Genomic DNA, 16,196 nt, shown 5'->3' on the forward strand with positions numbered 1-16,196 from the left:
CCACGTGACAGGACCGGCGCCCTCTTCACTGCGCCCCGAGCATCCCGTCGCCCGCCCGCTCGCCCAGCTGGTAGCGGAGTTCGGGCTGGATTGCCGCGGCGACCTCGACGGGGTCGAGGTGACCGGTGCGGCTCTCGCGAGCTCCGCCGTCGAACCCGGTGACCTCTATGTCGGCGTGCCCGGCCGCAACGCACACGGCGCGACGTACGCGACCGCCGCGGCGGAGGCGGGAGCCGTCGCCGTGCTCACCGACGAGGAGGGTGCGGCCCTCGCGGCCGAGTCCGGCCTCCCGGTCATCGTCACGCCGGAGCCCCGGGCCGCGCTCGGTGCGGTCTCCGCCTGGATCTACCGCACCGACGAGAACTCGGCGACCCTGTTCGGCGTCACCGGCACCAACGGCAAGACCAGCGTCGTGTACCTGCTCAACGCCATCCTCGGGCAGCTCGGAGTCGTCTCCGGCCTCAGCTCGACGGCGGAGCGCCGCATCGGCGACACGGCGATCACGAGCAAGCTGACCACGCCGGAGGCGAGCGAGCTGCACGCGCTGCTCGCCCGGATGCGCGAGGAGGGCGTCCGCGCCGTCGCCATCGAGGTGTCGGCGCAGGCTCTGACCCGCCACCGCGTCGACGGGATCGTGTTCGACGTCGTCGGCTTCACCAACCTCAGTCACGACCACCTCGACGACTACGCCGCGATGGACGACTACTTCGCCGCGAAGCTCGAGCTCTTCCAGCCCGACCGCGCCCGACGCGGCGTCGTCACGGTCGACTCCGACTGGGGCCGCGCCCTGGTCGAGCAGTCGCGCATCCCGGTCGCCACGCTCTCCAGCTCGCCCGGGGCCGACTCCGAGTGGCTGCTCACCGTGCTCGAGGAGACGCTCACCCGCACCTCGTTCGCCCTCGAAGGCCCGGACGGCCGCCGGCTGGAGACCAGCATCCCGCTGCTCGGCGCGTACAACGCGGCGAACGCGGCGCTCGCCATCGTCATGCTGGTCGAGTCGGGGTACGACCTCGACGCGATCGGAGCGGCGCTGGAGCGCGACGGCGGGATCGACGCGTACATCCCAGGCCGTGCGGAGCGGCTGTCGGGCGATCGCGGCCCCGTCGTCTTCATCGACTACGGCCACAGCCCCGACGCGTTCCTCTCGACGCTGAGCGCACTGCGCAAGGTGACCGACGGCCGCATCGTCATGGTGTTCGGCGCCGACGGCGACCGCGACACCACGAAGCGCACCGACATGGGGGCCATCGCGGCCCGCGGGTCGGACGCCGTGGTCATCACCGACTTTCATCCGCGCTGGGAGGACCCGGCGAGCATCCGTGCCGCCCTCCTCGACGGAGCGCGTAGCGCCGTCCCCGACCTCGAGCTGTACGAGGTGCCCGACCCGCGCGCCGCGTTCCGCACCGCGCTGTCCCTGGCCGACGAGGGCGACGTGGTCCTGTACGCCGGTCCCGGCCACGAGGACTACCAGGAGGTCGCCGGCCAGCGTCTGCCGTACTCGGCCCGCGACGACGTGCGCCTCGCGCTGCGAGAGGCCGGGTGGCTGTAGATGATCGCCCTCACCCTGGCCGAGATCGCCGAGGCCACCCGCGGCACCCTGCTGCTCGACGGCACCCACGTCTCCCCGGAGACGGTCGTCTCCGGACTGTCCACGACCGACTCGCGCGAGGTCGTCCCCGGCAGCATCTTCTTCGCGAAGCCGGGAGATGTGACCGACGGCCACCTCTTCGCCCCGCAGGCGGTCGAGGCGGGCGCCGCGCTCGTCGTCGTCGACCATCCACTCGAGCTGCCCGTCCCGCAGCTGCTGGTTGAGGACACCGTGGTCGCCCTCGGCGACCTCGCCACCGAGGTCATCGCCCGGGTCCGGGCGCTCGGACTGCTCAAGATCGTCGGCATCACCGGGTCCAACGGCAAGACCACGACCAAGAACCTGCTCCGCGCCGTGCTCGAACAGGTCGGACCGACGATCGCGCCGCGCGCGTCGTTCAACAACGAGGTCGGCGCACCCGTGACCATGCTCCAGGTGACCGAGGAGACGCAGTTCCTCGTCGCCGAGATGGGCGCGAGCGGAATCGGCGAGATCGCCCGCCTGGTGCGCATGGCGCGCCCGGACGTCGGAGTCGTCCTCAAGGTCGGCCTCGCGCACGCCGGCGAGTTCGGCGGCATCGAGAAGACCCTGCAGGCGAAGACCGAGATGGTCACCGACCTGCTGGAGTCCGACGTCGCCGTCCTGAACATGGACGATCCGCGCGTCGCCACGATGGCGGACAAGACCGTCGCCCGCGTGCTCTGGTTCGGCCTGGACGAGCGCGCCGACGTGCGCGCGACCGACGTCGTCTCCGACCGGAGGGGCACGTCGTTCACGCTCCACCTGCCGCCCCGGAACGGGGCCGACGGTCGTGGCTCCGGGGCGCAGTCGCGCCCAGTGCGGTTCCAGGTGCTCGGCGAGCACCACGTCATGAACGCCCTGGCCGCCGCCGCCTCCGCGTACGTGCTCGACGTCGACATCGACACCATCGTGTCCGCGCTCCAGACCGTGAAGACGGCGGAGCGCTGGCGGATGGAGGTCATGGGCGGCAGCGACGTGACGGTCATCAACGACGCCTATAACGCGAGCCCGGACTCGATGGCCGCAGCGATCAAGACCCTGGCGCAGATCGCCGAACCGGACGGCCGCACCATCGCCGTCCTCGGTGAGATGAGCGAGCTGGGGGAGTTCTCCGGCGAGGAGCACGACCGCATCGGCCTGCTCGCCGTCCGGCTCGGCATCGACCAGCTCGTGATCGTCGGACCGGCGGCGCGCCGGATGCACATCTCCGCCATCAACGAGGGCTCCTGGGACGGCGAATCCCTGTACTTCGACACGCAGGACGCCGCGTTTGAGCACCTCCGGGGCGCGCTGCGCCCCGGCGACACGGTGCTCGTGAAGTCCTCCAACTCGGCCGGACTGCGCTTCCTGGGCGACCGACTGGGAGAATCGTTCTCGTGAGAGCCCTGCTGACATCCGGTGCGCTGTCGATGGCGTTCACGCTCTTCCTGACCCCGCTCTTCATCCGGCTCTTCCGCCGGCTGCAGTGGGGACAGTTCATCCGCGACGACGGACCGCAGAGCCACCACGCCAAGCGCGGCACCGCGACCATGGGCGGCATCGTCGTCATCCTCGGCACCCTGTTCGGCTACTTCACGGCCCTCCTGCTGACGGGGGACGAGACGAGCGTCTCGGCGCTCCTCGTGCTGTTCCTCATGGTCGGCCTGGGCGTCGTCGGGTTCATCGACGACTTCCTGAAGACCCGGCGCGAGCGCAGCCTCGGTCTCACCGGCTGGGCCAAAGTGGCCGGCCAGGTCATCGTCGCCACCGTCTGGGCCTTCCTCGCGATCCGCTTCCCGAACGGCAACGGCTATACGCCTGCGACGATGACGGTGTCCTTCATCCGCGACCTGCCGGCGATCGACTTCGGCGAGATCACCCGGTACGGCGCCATCGGGGTGATCGTCGGCTACGGCCTCTACCTGATCTGGATCAACTTCCTGGTCGCGGCGACATCGAACGGCGTGAACGTCACGGACGGTCTCGACGGGCTCGCCTCCGGCGCGTCCATCCTCGCGATCGGCGCCTACATCATCATCGGGTTCTGGCAGTCGATCCAGTCGTGCGCGAGCATCAACCTGAACCCCGAGAACGTCGCGAAATGCTACGACGTGCGCGATCCGTTCGACCTCGCGATCGTCGCGACGGCGATCGTCGGCGCGGTCGTCGGCTTCCTCTGGTGGAACACCTCACCGGCGCAGATCTTCCTCGGCGACACCGGCTCGCTGGCGCTCGGCGGCGCGGTCGCGGCCCTCGCCATCCTGAGCCGCACGGAGCTGCTGCTCATCCTCATCGGCGGCATCTTCGTGATCGAGGCCGGGTCGGTGATCGTGCAGCGGGCGTACTTCAAGCTCACGCACGGCAAACGCATCTTCCTGATGAGCCCCATCCACCATCACTTCGAGCTGAAGGGATGGGCGGAGGTGACGGTCGTCGTACGGTTCTGGATCATCGGCGGACTCCTCGTCGCCGCCGGCGTCGGGTCCTTCTACCTGGAGTGGCTGGCGACGTGACCGATTCCGACGACACCGCCCGCGCGGGCGACGCCCTGGCGGAGCGTCTGGCCGCTCTGACCAGCTGGCACCACGACTGGAGCGGCCTGCGGGTCGCCGTGTACGGCCTGGGCGTCACCGGCTTCTCGGTCGCGGACACCCTCGTCGAGCTGGGAGCCGACGTGCTGGTCGTCGCGGCGAAGGCCGACGACGAGCGGCGGATGCTGCTGGAGGTCATCGGCGCCGAGCTCCTCGAGGAGCCCGACCTCACCGCGCCGCCGGAGCGTCTCGTCGCGTTCGACCCTGAACTGGTCATCGCGTCGCCGGGCTTCCACTGGGATCACCCCCTCCTGCTCTGGGCGGAGCAGCGCGGCACGGCCGTGTGGGGCGACATCGAGCTCGCCTGGCGTCTGCGCGACAAGGTCCCCCGTCCCGATGGCGCCGAAGGCCCCGCCGACTGGATCTGCGTCACCGGCACCAACGGCAAGACGACCACCGTGCAGCTCACCGCGACGATGATCCTCGCCGGAGGCAACCGCGTCGCACCGTGCGGCAACATCGGCGTCCCCGTCCTCGACGCCATCCGCGATCCCGAGGGATTCGATGTCCTCGTGGTCGAGCTCTCCAGCTACCAGCTGCACTGGGTCAACCGGAACGTCGGCGGCGAGCTGTCGCCGTTCTCGGCGGCGTGCCTCAACATCGCCGACGACCACCTCGACTGGCACGGCTCGCTCGAGGCGTACATCGCCGCCAAAGCGAAGGTGTACGACAACACCCGCGTCGCCTGCGTCTACAACAAGGCCGACGAGAACACCCTGCACATGGTGGAGGAGGCGGAGGTCACCGAGGGCGCACGCGCCATCGGCTTCGGCCTCGGCGTGCCCGGCCCGAGCGACTTCGGGATCGTGGACGGCATACTCTGCGACCGCGCCTTCCTCGACGACCGAGCGAACGCGGCGCTCGAGCTGACCACTCTCGACGAGCTGCAGGAGGCCGGGCTCTCGGCGCCGCACGTCGTCGCGAACATCCTCGCCGCCAGCGCGCTCGCGCGGTCGTACGGTGTCGCCCCACAGGTCATCCGCGACGTTCTCACGGCCTTCCGGCTCGACGCCCACCGTATCGAGCTGGTGCGCGTCCAGGCCGGCGTGAACTGGGTGGACGACTCGAAGGCCACGAACCCACATGCGGCCGACGCATCCCTCCGCGCCTACCCCTCCGTGGTGTGGCTGGTCGGCGGCCTGCTCAAGGGTGTCGACGTGGATGCGCTGGTCGGCCGACATGTCGGCCGCCTCCGCGGCGCTGTGCTCATCGGCGTCGACCGGGAGGCGCTCCTCGCCGCATTCCGGCGACACGCGCCGGACCTTCCGGTGCTGGAGGTCGTCGCCGACGAGACTGATGAGGTCATGCCGACGGCGGTTCGGCTGGCCGGTGGTCTCGCGCACGAAGGAGACACCGTGCTGCTCGCTCCGGCGGCGGCATCGATGGACCAGTTCGCCGACTACGCAGAACGAGGCCGCCGCTTCCAGTCGGCCGTGAACGAGTATTTGGGAGGTGAGGCGGATGACGAGTCCGCCCCGCGTCCCGACGCGCAGGACTGAGCGTCCGAGCGCCCGGTCTCAGCAGAGCGCTGCTCCGTCGGCCGCGTCCCGCCCCAGCGCCGCCGCGCGCATCGGCGCGCTGACCACCCGCATCCAGCTGGGTCGGGGGATGACGTCCGAATCGGCCAACTACTTCCTCCTGCTCGGCATCACGCTGTTCATGGTCGTGTTCGGCCTCGTCATGGTGCTGTCCTCCTCCTCGGTGGAGGCGCACAACGACGACGACAACTTCTTCTCCCGCTTCTGGTCGCAGGGCGCGTACACGCTGGTCGGCCTGCCGCTGATGTTCCTCGTCTCGCGCATCCCACGCGGGTTCTGGAAGAAGACGATCTGGTTCTTCCTCGGCGCCGCCTGCTTCCTGCAGCTGCTCGTGCTGCTCACCCCGCTCGGCGTCGAGATCGGCGGCAACCGCAACTGGCTGCGCATCGGCTCGGTCACGGCCCAGCCGTCGGAGGCGATCAAGCTCGCGCTCGTCGTCTGGCTGGGCGTCGTCCTTGCGCGCAAGCGGGATGTGCTCGACCAGTGGAAGCACGTCGCCGTCCCCGTCGTCCCCATCGCGGGTGGCGCGGTGGCGCTCGTGCTGCTCGGCGGCGACCTGGGCACGACCATGATCATGGCGGCGCTCATCCTCGGCGCCCTGTACTTCGCAGGCGTGCGTCTCCGCTACCTCCTCACCGGTGTCGTCGCCGTCGGCGCGCTCGCTGTCATGGTCGCGCTGTCGAGCGCCAGCCGTGTCGGCCGCATCGCCGCCTACTTCGGCGGGACGAGCGTCGCGAACCCGGACGTGGACTGGCAGATCAAGAACGGCTTCTACGCGCTCGCCTCCGGGGGCGTCTTCGGGGTCGGGCTCGGCAACTCGCACTCCAAGTGGTCGTGGCTGCCCGCCGCCGACACCGACTTCATCTTCGCGATCATCGGCGAGGAGCTCGGCCTCATCGGCGCGGTCGTCGTGCTCCTGCTCTTCGTGATGCTCGCTGTCGTCTTCCTGCGCATCATCCACGCGTCGACCGACCCGTTCGCGCGGGTGACGACGGCCGCCATCATGGTGTGGCTGATCGGCCAGGCGTTCGTCAACATCGCCGTGGTGCTGGGGGTGATCCCGGTGCTGGGCGTCCCGCTCCCACTGATCTCTGCGGGAGGGACTGCGATGATCAGTTCCATGATCGCCATCGGAATCGTGCTGTCGTTCGCCCGACAGTCGCACCGTGACTCCCAGGCCGCCTCCGAGACCGGTTCGGCGGGTCCGCGGGCATGACGCGGTACCTTCTCGCCGGCGGGGGCACCGCCGGCCATGTGAACCCCCTGCTCGCCGTCGCCGACCGTCTGCGCCGTGACCAGCCGGATGCCGAGGTGCTGGTGCTCGGGACGAAGGAGGGCCTCGAGGCGCGCCTGGTCCCGCAGCGGGGCTACGAGCTCGCGACCATCCCGAAGCTCCCGTTCCCGCGCCGCCCGAACGCGGCCGCGCTGCGCTTCCCTGGCGAGTACCGGCGCACCATCTCGACCGTCCGCGCCCTGATCCGCGACCGCGGGATCGACGCCGTCGTCGGCTTCGGCGGCTACGCCGCGGCCCCGGCCTACTCGGCGGCCCGGCGCGAGGGCGTCCCGCTCGTCCTGCACGAGGCGAACGCGCGGCCGGGCCTCGCGAACCGGCTCGGTGCCCGGTACACGCCGTGGGTCGGCGTGGCGTTCGAGGGCACGCCGCTGCCGCATCCCACCTTCGTCGGGATGCCGCTGCGGGTGGAGATCGAGCAGCTGGATGCGGCCGCCGTCCGCCCACAGGCCGCGGCCGAGTTCGGGCTCGACCCCGAACGCCCGACGCTGCTCGTCACAGGCGGCTCGCTCGGCGCGCGCCGGATCAACCAGACCGTTTTCGCACGCGCCGCCGAGCTGACGGCTGCCGGCTGGCAGGTGCTGCACATCCAGGGCGGCCGCGGCGAGCTGACCGACCCGGGCATCGATCACTACCGGCTGCTCGACTACTGCGACCGCATGGATCTCGCCTTCGCCCTGACCGACGTCGCCGTCGCCCGCGCGGGCGCCGCGACGGTGTGCGAGTTCGCCGCGCTGGGCATCCCGGCGGTGTACGTCCCCTTCCCGATCGGCAACGGCGAGCAGCGGTTCAACGCGGCCGGCGTCGTCGAGGCGGGAGGCGGCGTGCTCGTCGACGACGCCGCCTTCACTCCGGACTGGGTGGACGGCGAGCTGCTTCCGCTGCTGTCCGACCGTGCCCGCGTGGCCGAGATGGCGCGCCGGGCCGCGTCGGTCGGGGTCCGTGACGGCTCCGACCGCATGGTCGCCCTCATCCGCTCGGCCCTCTGACACGTCCGTGGGTCGCAACACGCCGTTACGGCGTGCGCATAACGGCGTGTTGCGACCCACGGACGCTCCACCAACCGCCGGTGAGCCTCGGGCCGATCCGCAGGGTCGCCGCGTAGCCTCATACTGGATGGAGTCCCTCTCGCGTAACCGAAAGCTGTACCTGTGACGATCAAGCCCGACCTGACCCTCGCCCTCCCGGAGGAGCTCGGAAAGCTCCACTTCGTCGGCATCGGCGGTTCCGGGATGAGCGGCATCGCCCGCCTGTTCCTCGAGGCCGGCTACACCGTGACCGGATCGGATGTGCGGCACTCCGCGAACATCGACACCCTGCGGAACCTCGGCGCGACGATCGCCATCGGCCACGACGCCGCCAACGTCGGCGACGCCGACACGCTGGTCGTCACCGGCGCCCTCTGGCAGGACAACCCGGAGTACCAGCTTGCGCTGTCCAAGGGACTCCCGGTTCTGCACCGGTCGCAGGCCCTCGCCTGGCTGATCAACCGCTCGCGCCTGGTCGCCGTGGCCGGCGCGCACGGCAAGACGACCTCCACCGGCATGATCATCACCGGCCTGCTGGGCCTCGGCGAAGACCCGAGCTTCGTGAACGGCGGCGTCATCGCCTCCCTCGGCACGAGCTCGAAGACCGGCACCGGCGAGCTGTTCGTCGTCGAGGCGGACGAGTCGGACGGCTCGTTCCTGCTCTACGACACGGCCGTCGCCCTCATCACCAACGTCGACCCCGACCACCTCGACCACTACGGCTCGCTGGAGGCGTTCGAGGACGCCTTCGTGTCGTTCGCCCGCGAGGCGGACGAGTTCGTCGTGGTCTCGTCCGACGACGCGGGCGCCGTGCACGTGACCGGCCGGCTGCGCGAGCAGGCGCCCGACAAGCGGATCGTCACGTTCGGCGAGGCGGAGGACGCTGACGTCCGCGTCCACTCCATCGTGACCCACGGACCCGTCTCGTTCACCCTGCGCTACCAGGGCGAGGACTACTCCGCGCGGCTGCGCGTGCCCGGGCGGCACAACGCCATCAACGCCGGCGGCGCCTTCGCCGTGCTGACCGGCCTCGGATTCGACCCGGCCGCATCCCTCGCCGCCATCGCCGAGTTCGGCGGCACCGAGCGCCGCTTCGAGCTGCACGGCACGGTGGGAGGCGTCAGCGTCTACGACGACTACGCGCACCACCCGACCGAGGTCGCCGCCGCGCTCTCCGCCGCCCGCACGGTCGTCGGAGACGGACGCATCATCGCCGTCCACCAGCCGCACCTGTACAGCCGGACGCGTCTGTTCGCGCAGGAGTTCGCCGAGACGCTCGAGCGCTACGCCGACGAGACCGTCGTGCTCGACGTGTACGGAGCGCGCGAAGACCCGGAGCCCGGAGTGACCGGAGCGCTCGTCGCCGACCGCTTCGAGCATCCCGAGCGGGTGGCCTTCATCGCCGACTGGCAGCAGGCCGCCGACCACACCGCTCAGATCGCCCGGGAGGGCGACTTCGTGATCACCCTCGGCTGCGGCGATGTGTACCGCATCGTGCCCCAGCTGCTCGACTCGCTGCGCCGGGAGCACCCGGACGCGCCCAGCGCTTAGCGGGCCGCTCGGTGAAGCGTCCCCAGGGTTTCGACCGGCAGGAGGTGCCGGCGTCCGCGCCCGCGCCACTCCGGCAGGAGCCGGAGGCGCGCGACGAGCAGCGGCGGGAGTCCGCGCCCGCGCGCGGCGTCGGCACGGTGACCGAGCCCATCCCGGTGATCGCCGATCCGTCGGCCGCGCAGCCCGTTGACGCCGAACCCACGCGTCCCGCCCGCGCCGACCGGCCGACGGACACCTCGCCGTACTCGCGGCTCCCCACGAACCGGGAGATCGACAAGGCACTGCGGGCGGCTCGCCGGGAGCGCAAGCGGCTCGAACGGGGCGAGGTGCGCCGCTTCACCAAGCGGTCGCGCCGCCGCCGCATCGCGTGGCTGGCCGCGGGCGCCGTCGTGGCGGGGCTCGTGCTCTCCGTCGCGCTCATCGCGTACTCGCCGCTGCTCGCGTTGAAGCACATCCAGGTGACCGGCACCTCCCGGCTGGATGCGAAGGCCGTCGAGAAGAAGCTGTCGGATCAGCTGGGCACCCCGCTGCCGCTGCTCGACCAGGCCGGCATCTCGAGCGACCTGGCCGCGTTCCCGCTCATCCGCAGCTACACGGTGGAGAGCCACCCGCCCGACTCGATCATCGTGCGCGTGGTGGAGCGGCAGCCGGTGGGAGTCATCCAGCAGGGGGCCGCCTACACGCTGGTGGATGCCGCGAAGGTGCCGATCTCGAGCAGCGAGAAGCGGCCGGACGGCTACCCCCTGATCGCGGCGAGCGGCGGGGCGGCCGACGTGGATGCCGACTCCGGCTTCGCGGCGGCGGCCAGCGTCCTGAGCGCCCTCCCGGCGGACGTGCTGGCGCAGGTCGACACCATCGCGGCCAAGACGAAGGACGACGTGAGCTTCACTCTGCGGGGCAACGGTGCGACCGTGGTGTGGGGGAGTGCAGAGGACTCGTCGCTCAAGGCGGCAGACCTGGGCGCGCTGCTGAAGAGCGCGCCAGGTTCGTCGCGGTATGACGTCTCCTCGCCCCACAGCGTGACGACGGGATGACCGGGTTGGGCACGACTTTTCCGACACGCCTGACTGGATACCGGGGCGGCGGCCCGGCCCACCTAACGTCGGATCGAGAATTGCATACTCAGCAAGACTTTAAGCCTCAGCTAGAGGTTGAAGGTTCCAGTGGAGGCCCGACGTGACAGCACAACAGAACTACCTCGCCGTGATCAAGGTCGTCGGCATCGGCGGAGGCGGCGTCAACGCCGTCAACCGCATGATCGAGCTCGGCCTCCGCGGCGTCGAGTTCATCGCCATCAACACGGACGCCCAGGCGCTGCTGATGAGCGACGCCGACGTGAAGCTCGACGTCGGCCGTGAGATCACGCGCGGCCTCGGCGCCGGAGCGGACCCCGAGGTCGGCCGTCGCGCCGCCGAGGACCACGCGGAGGAGATCGAGGAGGCCCTCGCGGGCGCCGACATGGTCTTCGTCACCGCAGGTGAGGGCGGCGGCACCGGAACCGGTGGCGCACCCGTCGTCGCGCGCATCGCGAAGTCGATCGGCGCACTGACCATCGGTGTCGTCACCAAGCCGTTCTCCTTCGAGGGCAAGCGCCGCCAGCAGCAGGCCGAGGCCGGCGTGCAGCGCCTGAAGGAAGAGGTCGACACCCTCATCGTGGTGCCGAACGACCGGCTGCTGGAGATCAGCGACCGCGGCATCAGCATGCTGGAGGCGTTCTCCACCGCCGACCAGGTGCTCCTCGCCGGTGTCCAGGGCATCACCGACCTCATCACGACCCCCGGCCTCATCAACCTCGACTTCGCCGACGTCAAGTCGGTCATGCAGGGAGCCGGCTCCGCCCTCATGGGCATCGGCTCCTCCCGTGGCGCCGACCGGGCGATCAAGGCGGCGGAGCTGGCCGTGGCCTCCCCGCTGCTGGAGGCGTCCATCGACGGCGCCCACGGCGTCCTGCTCTCTATCCAGGGTGGATCGAACCTCGGCATCTTCGAGATCAACGACGCCGCCCGCCTGGTGCAGGAGGCGGTGCACCCGGAGGCGAACATCATCTTCGGTGCGGTCATCGACGACACCCTCGGCGACGAGGTGCGCGTGACCGTGATCGCGGCCGGATTCGACGGCGGCGAGCCGAGCACGCGGCCCGCGGCGGTGGATGCGCGCCGCGCCAGCTACATCGAGGCCGGCTCCGAGGAGTCCCAGGTGGCCTCCTCCGCCGAGGTCGAGGCAGGCGAGATCCCCGCGCCCGTGACGACCGACGCCTGGCAGACCGGCGAGAGCCCGGTCACCGAGGCCGCTCAGCAGAAGGACCCGGCGTTCGACGACGAGAATGACGACCTCGACATCCCCGACTTCCTCAAGTAGTCCGCTGGCCGAGCGGCTCGCCGCGGTCCGGGAGGGCGTCGCCGACGCCGCCCGGGCCGCCGGCCGTTTGCCCGACGAGCTGACGACGATCGTGGTGACCAAGTTCCACCCGGCCTCGCTCGTCCGCGAGCTGGCGGCCCTCGGCGTGCACGACGTGGGGGAGAACCGCCACCAGGAGGCGCAGGAGAAGGCGGCGGAACTCGCCGACCTCGACCTCACGTGGCATTTCGTCGGCCAGCTGCAGAGCAAGAAGGCGCGGCAGGCGCGGCGCTACGCGTCCGTCATCCACTCGGTCGACCGGTTCTCGCTCGTCGACGCCCTCGCCGCGCGCGAGGGCGAAGGCGACCCGGATGTGGACGTGTTCGTCCAGCTGAACCTCACCGACGACCCCGCGCGCGGCGGTGTCGCCGACCGCGACCTCGAACCGCTGGTGGAGCATGTGCTCGCCGCGCCCGGGCTCAACCTGCTCGGGGTCATGGCCGTCGCCCCGCTCGGCGAGACGCCGGCCAGCGCCTTCGAGCGGGTCCGTGCCGCCTCCGACCGCGTCCGCACCCTCGCGCCGGAGGCCGCGTCGATCTCCGCGGGGATGTCGCAGGACTACCGCGAAGCCATCGCGGCCGGCGCGACACACCTTCGGATCGGGACCGCCATTACCGGGAATCGGCCGGAGCTTCGTTAATCTCGAAACGAAGAGTTCGAAGTGCGTGGCGAGGCGTCGACGCGCAGGTCTGTACGGAGGAACCATGGCCAACCCGCTGAAGAAGACGATGGTCTACCTGGGCCTCGCCGACGAGGAACTGGAGTTCGAGGAGCAGCCGCAGGAGCAGGCTCATCACCAGCCGCGCCGCGAAGCACCGGTCCACACCCCGGCCCCGTCGCCGGTCCAGGCCGTCCCCCACCCCGCTCCGGTCGCTCCCGCGGCCGGTCGCGCTCCGGTCACGCCGCTGCGCAAGTCGTCCACCGCACGGAATGCATCGGTACAGGAAATGAACGAGATCCTCACGGTCCACCCCCGCCAGTACCGCGACGCCCAGGCGATCGCCGAGTCGTTCCGGGAGGGCATCCCGGTCATCATCAACCTCTCGCAGATGAGCGAGGGCGACGCCCGCCGCCTCATCGACTTCGCCAGCGGCCTCTCGCAGGGCCTCTACGGCAAGATCGAGCGGGTCACCCCGAAGGTGTTCCTGCTGTCGCCCAGCCACGTCGTCGTCTCGGGCGAGCACGGCGGCCAGGACGCCGAGGTCGACGCCTCCTTCTTCGCCCAGGCCTGAACCTGCGGGCTCCGGCCCGTCGACGCTCGAAGCGCACCGCCTCCCTCGTCGTCCATTGCGGACGCTCAGGGGACGCGGTGCGCTTTCGTCCATACTGGGAAGGTGTTTGTCGTCTCCCTCATCGCGACCGTCCTCTACTATGCGTTGCTGCTCTACTTCTTCGTTCTGTGGGCCCGGTTCGTGCTCGATCTGGTGCGCGTCTTCGCGCGCCAGTGGCGCCCGCGGGGCTTCGGGCTCGTGCTCGCCGAGTCGACGTACGTGGTGACCGATCCGCCCATCCGCTTCTTCCGTCGGATCATCCCGCGCGTCTCGATGGGCCCGGTGGCGATCGACTTCGGCTGGAGCCTCACCATGCTCGTGGTGATCATCGGCTTGTACGTGACCCTGGGATTCCGCTGAGCGTCGGTCCGCTGTTCGGGGGAAGGCCCGTTGTATCGTTGACGAGCCGACGCGCCGGACAGGCGCTGGAGTGCGCGACTCCCGCCCGCTTTGCTAGCGTTGGCTGAACGCGTTTCTGTTCCAATTTCACGATCTAAGGTGGCTTGCCATGGCGCTGACTCCGGAAGATGTAGTCAACAAGCGGTTCCAGCCGACGAAGTTCCGCGAGGGCTACGACCAGGACGAGGTCGACGACTTCCTCGATGAGGTCGTCGTCGAGCTGCGTCGCCTGAACCAGGAGAACGAAGAGCTCAAGCAGCGCCTCGTGGCGGCCGACTCGCGGATCGCCGAGCTGCAGCGCAGCGGCGGTCAGGGCGGTGCCGCCCCGGTCGCCGCCGCAGCGCCGCAGGCGGCTGACAACGCCGAGACCGAGCGCCTCCAGCGCGAGAACGAGGAGCTCAAGCAGCGCCTCGCCCAGGCCCAGCAGGAGGCCGCGCAGGCGAAGCAGCAGGCTGAGCAGCAGGCGCAGGCCGCTCCGGCCTACCAGGCGCCCGCGGACGACGCGAACGACCCCAACGCCACCAACAACCTGCTCCAGCTCGCCCGCCGTCTCCACGAGGAGCACGTGCGCGAGGGCGTCGAGAAGCGCGACCAGCTCATCGCCGAGGGTCACGCGACGGCAGCCCGGATCGTCGCAGAGGCCGAGTCGAAGCAGCGCGCGCGGATCAGCGCCCTCGACCAGGAGCGCAGCGGCCTCGAGCGCCGCATCGACGAGCTGCGCACGTTCGAGCGCGACTACCGCAAGGGCCTCAAGAGCTACATCGAGGGCCAGCTCCGCGACCTCGACGCTCCGGTGCAGGGCGGCGGAGCCCAGCCCGGCGGTGCGTCCGGCAGCCGTTCCGCGGCACCCGTGAGCGGCTCCGTCCCGGCGCCGGTCCCCGCGGGCGGCTCCGACGACTCCGGCCAGGGGCAGCAGCCCCCGGCGTTCCCCGGCTTTGGAGGCTAGTCCCTCCCGGTCCAAGGTCAGCATCAGGGCCTTGGCGGTCCTGGCGGTGGTCGCGCTGTGCGTGTACCTCGTCGATCAGATCGCCAAGGTCCTGGTCGTCTCGAACCTGTACGAGGGCCAGCAGATCGAGGTCCTGGGGCAGCTGCTCCAGTTCCATTTCGTCAAGAACGCCGGCGCGGCCTTCTCCATCGGCAGCGGCTCGACGTGGATCTTCTCCATCGTCGGGGTCGGCGTCCTGGGCTTCGTGATCTGGTACGCCCCGCGCATCCGCTCCACCGCCTGGGCCGTGCTGTTCGGCCTTCTGCTGGGCGGTCTGCTCGGCAACCTGACCGACCGGCTGTTCCGCGAGCCGGGCTTCGGGGTCGGCCACGTGGTCGACTTCCTTCAGATCCCGCTGCTGCCGGCGATCTTCAACCTGGCGGACGTCGCCATCGTGTCGAGCATGGCGCTCTTCCTCATCCTCACCCTCCGCGGGGTCGGCCTCGACGGCCGGCACGCGCGCGACGAGGACGAGGATGAGGGTGAGGCGGATGCGGACGACGTGGACGCCGAGGTGGACTCGGACGCCGCCGCCGCGGATGCAGCGGCCGTTGACACCGCTCGTCCCGCGCCCGAACCGCACGACGACAAACCGCAGGCCTAGATGGAGTCGCGCAGCTTCCCCGTCCCGGACGGCCTGGAGGGCTCGCGGGTCGATGCGGGCCTCGCCAAGCTCCTCGGGTTCTCGCGCAGCTTCGCCGCCGAGATCGCCGAAGCCGGCGGGGTCACCGTCGACGGCCGCGAGGCGGGCAAGTCCGACCGCCTCTCCGCGGGCTCCTGGCTCGAGGTCTCGTGGCAGCCGAAGTCCGACGTCGAGATCGTGCCGATCGCGGTCCCCGAGCTGACGATCGTCCATGACGACGACGACATCGTGGTCATCGACAAGCCCGTCGGCGTCGCTGCGCATCCCTCCGTCGGCTGGGAGGGCCCGACCGTGCTCGGTGCCCTGGCCGCCGCGGGTTTCCGCATCTCCACCTCCGGCGCCGCCGAGCGCGCGGGCATCGTCCACCGGCTCGACGCGGGCACCAGCGGGCTCATGGTCGTCGCCAAGTCGGAGCGCGCGTACACGGTGCTCAAGCGCGCCTTCCACGACCGCACGGTCGAGAAGATCTACCACGCGGTCGTCCAGGGGCACCCCGACCCGCTGGCCGGCACCATCGACGCCCCGATCGGCCGGCATCCCCGCTCCGACTGGAAGTTCGCGGTCGTCGCCGGCGGCAAGCCGTCCGTGACGCACTACGAGACCATCGAGGCGTTCCCCTCCGCCAGCCTGCTGGAGATCCACCTGGAGACCGGGCGCACGCACCAGATCCGCGTCCACATGGCCGCTCAGCGGCACCCGTGTGTGGGGGATGCGATGTACGGCGCCGACCCCGTCCTCAGCGCGAAGCTCGGCCTCACCCGGCAGTGGCTGCACGCCGTCCAGCTCTCGTTCGACCACCCGGCGACGGGGGAGTGGGTCACCTTCACGACGACGTATCCCGCCGACCTGCAGCACGCTCTGGACGTCCTCCGAGAGTCGTAGGGCCGACGTCGGAGGACGGCCTTAGGCTTAGA

The 16,196-nt window shown here is 70.6% G+C and carries 15 protein-coding genes; all 15 read left to right on the top strand.

What is annotated here, in order from left to right; all coding sequences use genetic code 11:
• Window positions 1-4: 4 nt before the first annotated feature.
• Window positions 5-1,549 (top strand): UDP-N-acetylmuramoyl-L-alanyl-D-glutamate--2,6-diaminopimelate ligase, encoded by a 1,545-nt coding sequence (locus AXZ95_RS18115; protein WP_018191370.1) that lies wholly within the window; start codon window positions 5-7, stop codon window positions 1,547-1,549.
• Window positions 1,550-2,989, top strand: coding sequence for a UDP-N-acetylmuramoyl-tripeptide--D-alanyl-D-alanine ligase (gene murF, locus AXZ95_RS18120; RefSeq protein ID WP_018191369.1), 1,440 nt, complete (start codon window positions 1,550-1,552; stop codon window positions 2,987-2,989).
• Window positions 2,986-4,101 carry a phospho-N-acetylmuramoyl-pentapeptide-transferase gene (mraY, locus tag AXZ95_RS18125; protein WP_018191368.1) on the top strand — a complete coding sequence of 372 codons (1,116 nt, stop codon included), beginning with the start codon at window positions 2,986-2,988 and terminating at the stop codon, window positions 4,099-4,101. The genes murF and mraY overlap by 4 nt, the downstream gene beginning before the upstream one ends.
• Window positions 4,098-5,678 (top strand): UDP-N-acetylmuramoyl-L-alanine--D-glutamate ligase, encoded by a 1,581-nt coding sequence (gene murD / locus AXZ95_RS18130; RefSeq protein ID WP_018191367.1) that lies wholly within the window; start codon window positions 4,098-4,100, stop codon window positions 5,676-5,678. The genes mraY and murD overlap by 4 nt, the downstream gene beginning before the upstream one ends.
• Window positions 5,641-6,933, top strand: coding sequence for a putative lipid II flippase FtsW (ftsW, locus tag AXZ95_RS18135; RefSeq protein ID WP_018191366.1), 1,293 nt, complete (start codon window positions 5,641-5,643; stop codon window positions 6,931-6,933). Before murD ends, ftsW begins: the two co-directional genes overlap by 38 nt.
• A complete protein-coding gene (locus AXZ95_RS18140) occupies window positions 6,930-7,997 on the top strand; it encodes a UDP-N-acetylglucosamine--N-acetylmuramyl-(pentapeptide) pyrophosphoryl-undecaprenol N-acetylglucosamine transferase (protein WP_018191365.1) in 1,068 nt (355 codons plus the stop codon). The genes ftsW and AXZ95_RS18140 overlap by 4 nt, the downstream gene beginning before the upstream one ends.
• Before the next feature lie 162 nt (window positions 7,998-8,159).
• The gene (murC, locus tag AXZ95_RS18145; RefSeq protein WP_018191364.1) at window positions 8,160-9,587 is read left to right on the top strand and encodes a UDP-N-acetylmuramate--L-alanine ligase; all 1,428 of its coding nucleotides are present in this window, start codon (window positions 8,160-8,162) and stop codon (window positions 9,585-9,587) included.
• 11 nt (window positions 9,588-9,598) lie between these two features.
• Window positions 9,599-10,621: an FtsQ-type POTRA domain-containing protein gene (locus AXZ95_RS18150; protein ID WP_018191363.1), complete on the top strand. Its 1,023-nt coding sequence runs from the start codon at window positions 9,599-9,601 to the stop codon at window positions 10,619-10,621.
• 142 nt (window positions 10,622-10,763) lie between these two features.
• Window positions 10,764-11,945 (top strand): cell division protein FtsZ, encoded by a 1,182-nt coding sequence (gene ftsZ, locus AXZ95_RS18155; protein ID WP_018191362.1) that lies wholly within the window; start codon window positions 10,764-10,766, stop codon window positions 11,943-11,945.
• The gene (locus tag AXZ95_RS18160) at window positions 11,911-12,624 is read left to right on the top strand and encodes a YggS family pyridoxal phosphate-dependent enzyme (RefSeq protein ID WP_026307207.1); all 714 of its coding nucleotides are present in this window, start codon (window positions 11,911-11,913) and stop codon (window positions 12,622-12,624) included. The genes ftsZ and AXZ95_RS18160 overlap by 35 nt, the downstream gene beginning before the upstream one ends.
• A 64-nt stretch (window positions 12,625-12,688) precedes the next feature.
• Window positions 12,689-13,216 carry a cell division protein SepF gene (gene sepF, locus AXZ95_RS18165; RefSeq protein WP_018191360.1) on the top strand — a complete coding sequence of 176 codons (528 nt, stop codon included), beginning with the start codon at window positions 12,689-12,691 and terminating at the stop codon, window positions 13,214-13,216.
• A gap of 102 nt (window positions 13,217-13,318) precedes the next feature.
• Window positions 13,319-13,615 (top strand): YggT family protein, encoded by a 297-nt coding sequence (locus tag AXZ95_RS18170; RefSeq protein ID WP_018191359.1) that lies wholly within the window; start codon window positions 13,319-13,321, stop codon window positions 13,613-13,615.
• Window positions 13,616-13,763: 148 nt separating this feature from the next.
• Complete coding sequence (locus AXZ95_RS19850; RefSeq protein ID WP_018191358.1) at window positions 13,764-14,600, top strand: DivIVA domain-containing protein; 837 nt, start codon at window positions 13,764-13,766, stop codon at window positions 14,598-14,600.
• A 31-nt stretch (window positions 14,601-14,631) separates the two neighbouring features.
• Window positions 14,632-15,243 carry a signal peptidase II gene (gene lspA / locus AXZ95_RS18180; protein ID WP_018191357.1) on the top strand — a complete coding sequence of 204 codons (612 nt, stop codon included), beginning with the start codon at window positions 14,632-14,634 and terminating at the stop codon, window positions 15,241-15,243.
• Window positions 15,244-16,164, top strand: a complete 921-nt coding sequence (locus AXZ95_RS18185) for an RluA family pseudouridine synthase (protein WP_018191356.1) — start codon at window positions 15,244-15,246, stop codon at window positions 16,162-16,164. It begins immediately after the preceding gene.
• Window positions 16,165-16,196: the final 32 nt, after the last annotated feature.

The sequence above is a fragment of the Leifsonia sp. 115AMFTsu3.1 genome, from assembly GCF_004362795.1.
GTDB lineage: Bacteria > Actinomycetota > Actinomycetes > Actinomycetales > Microbacteriaceae > Leifsonia.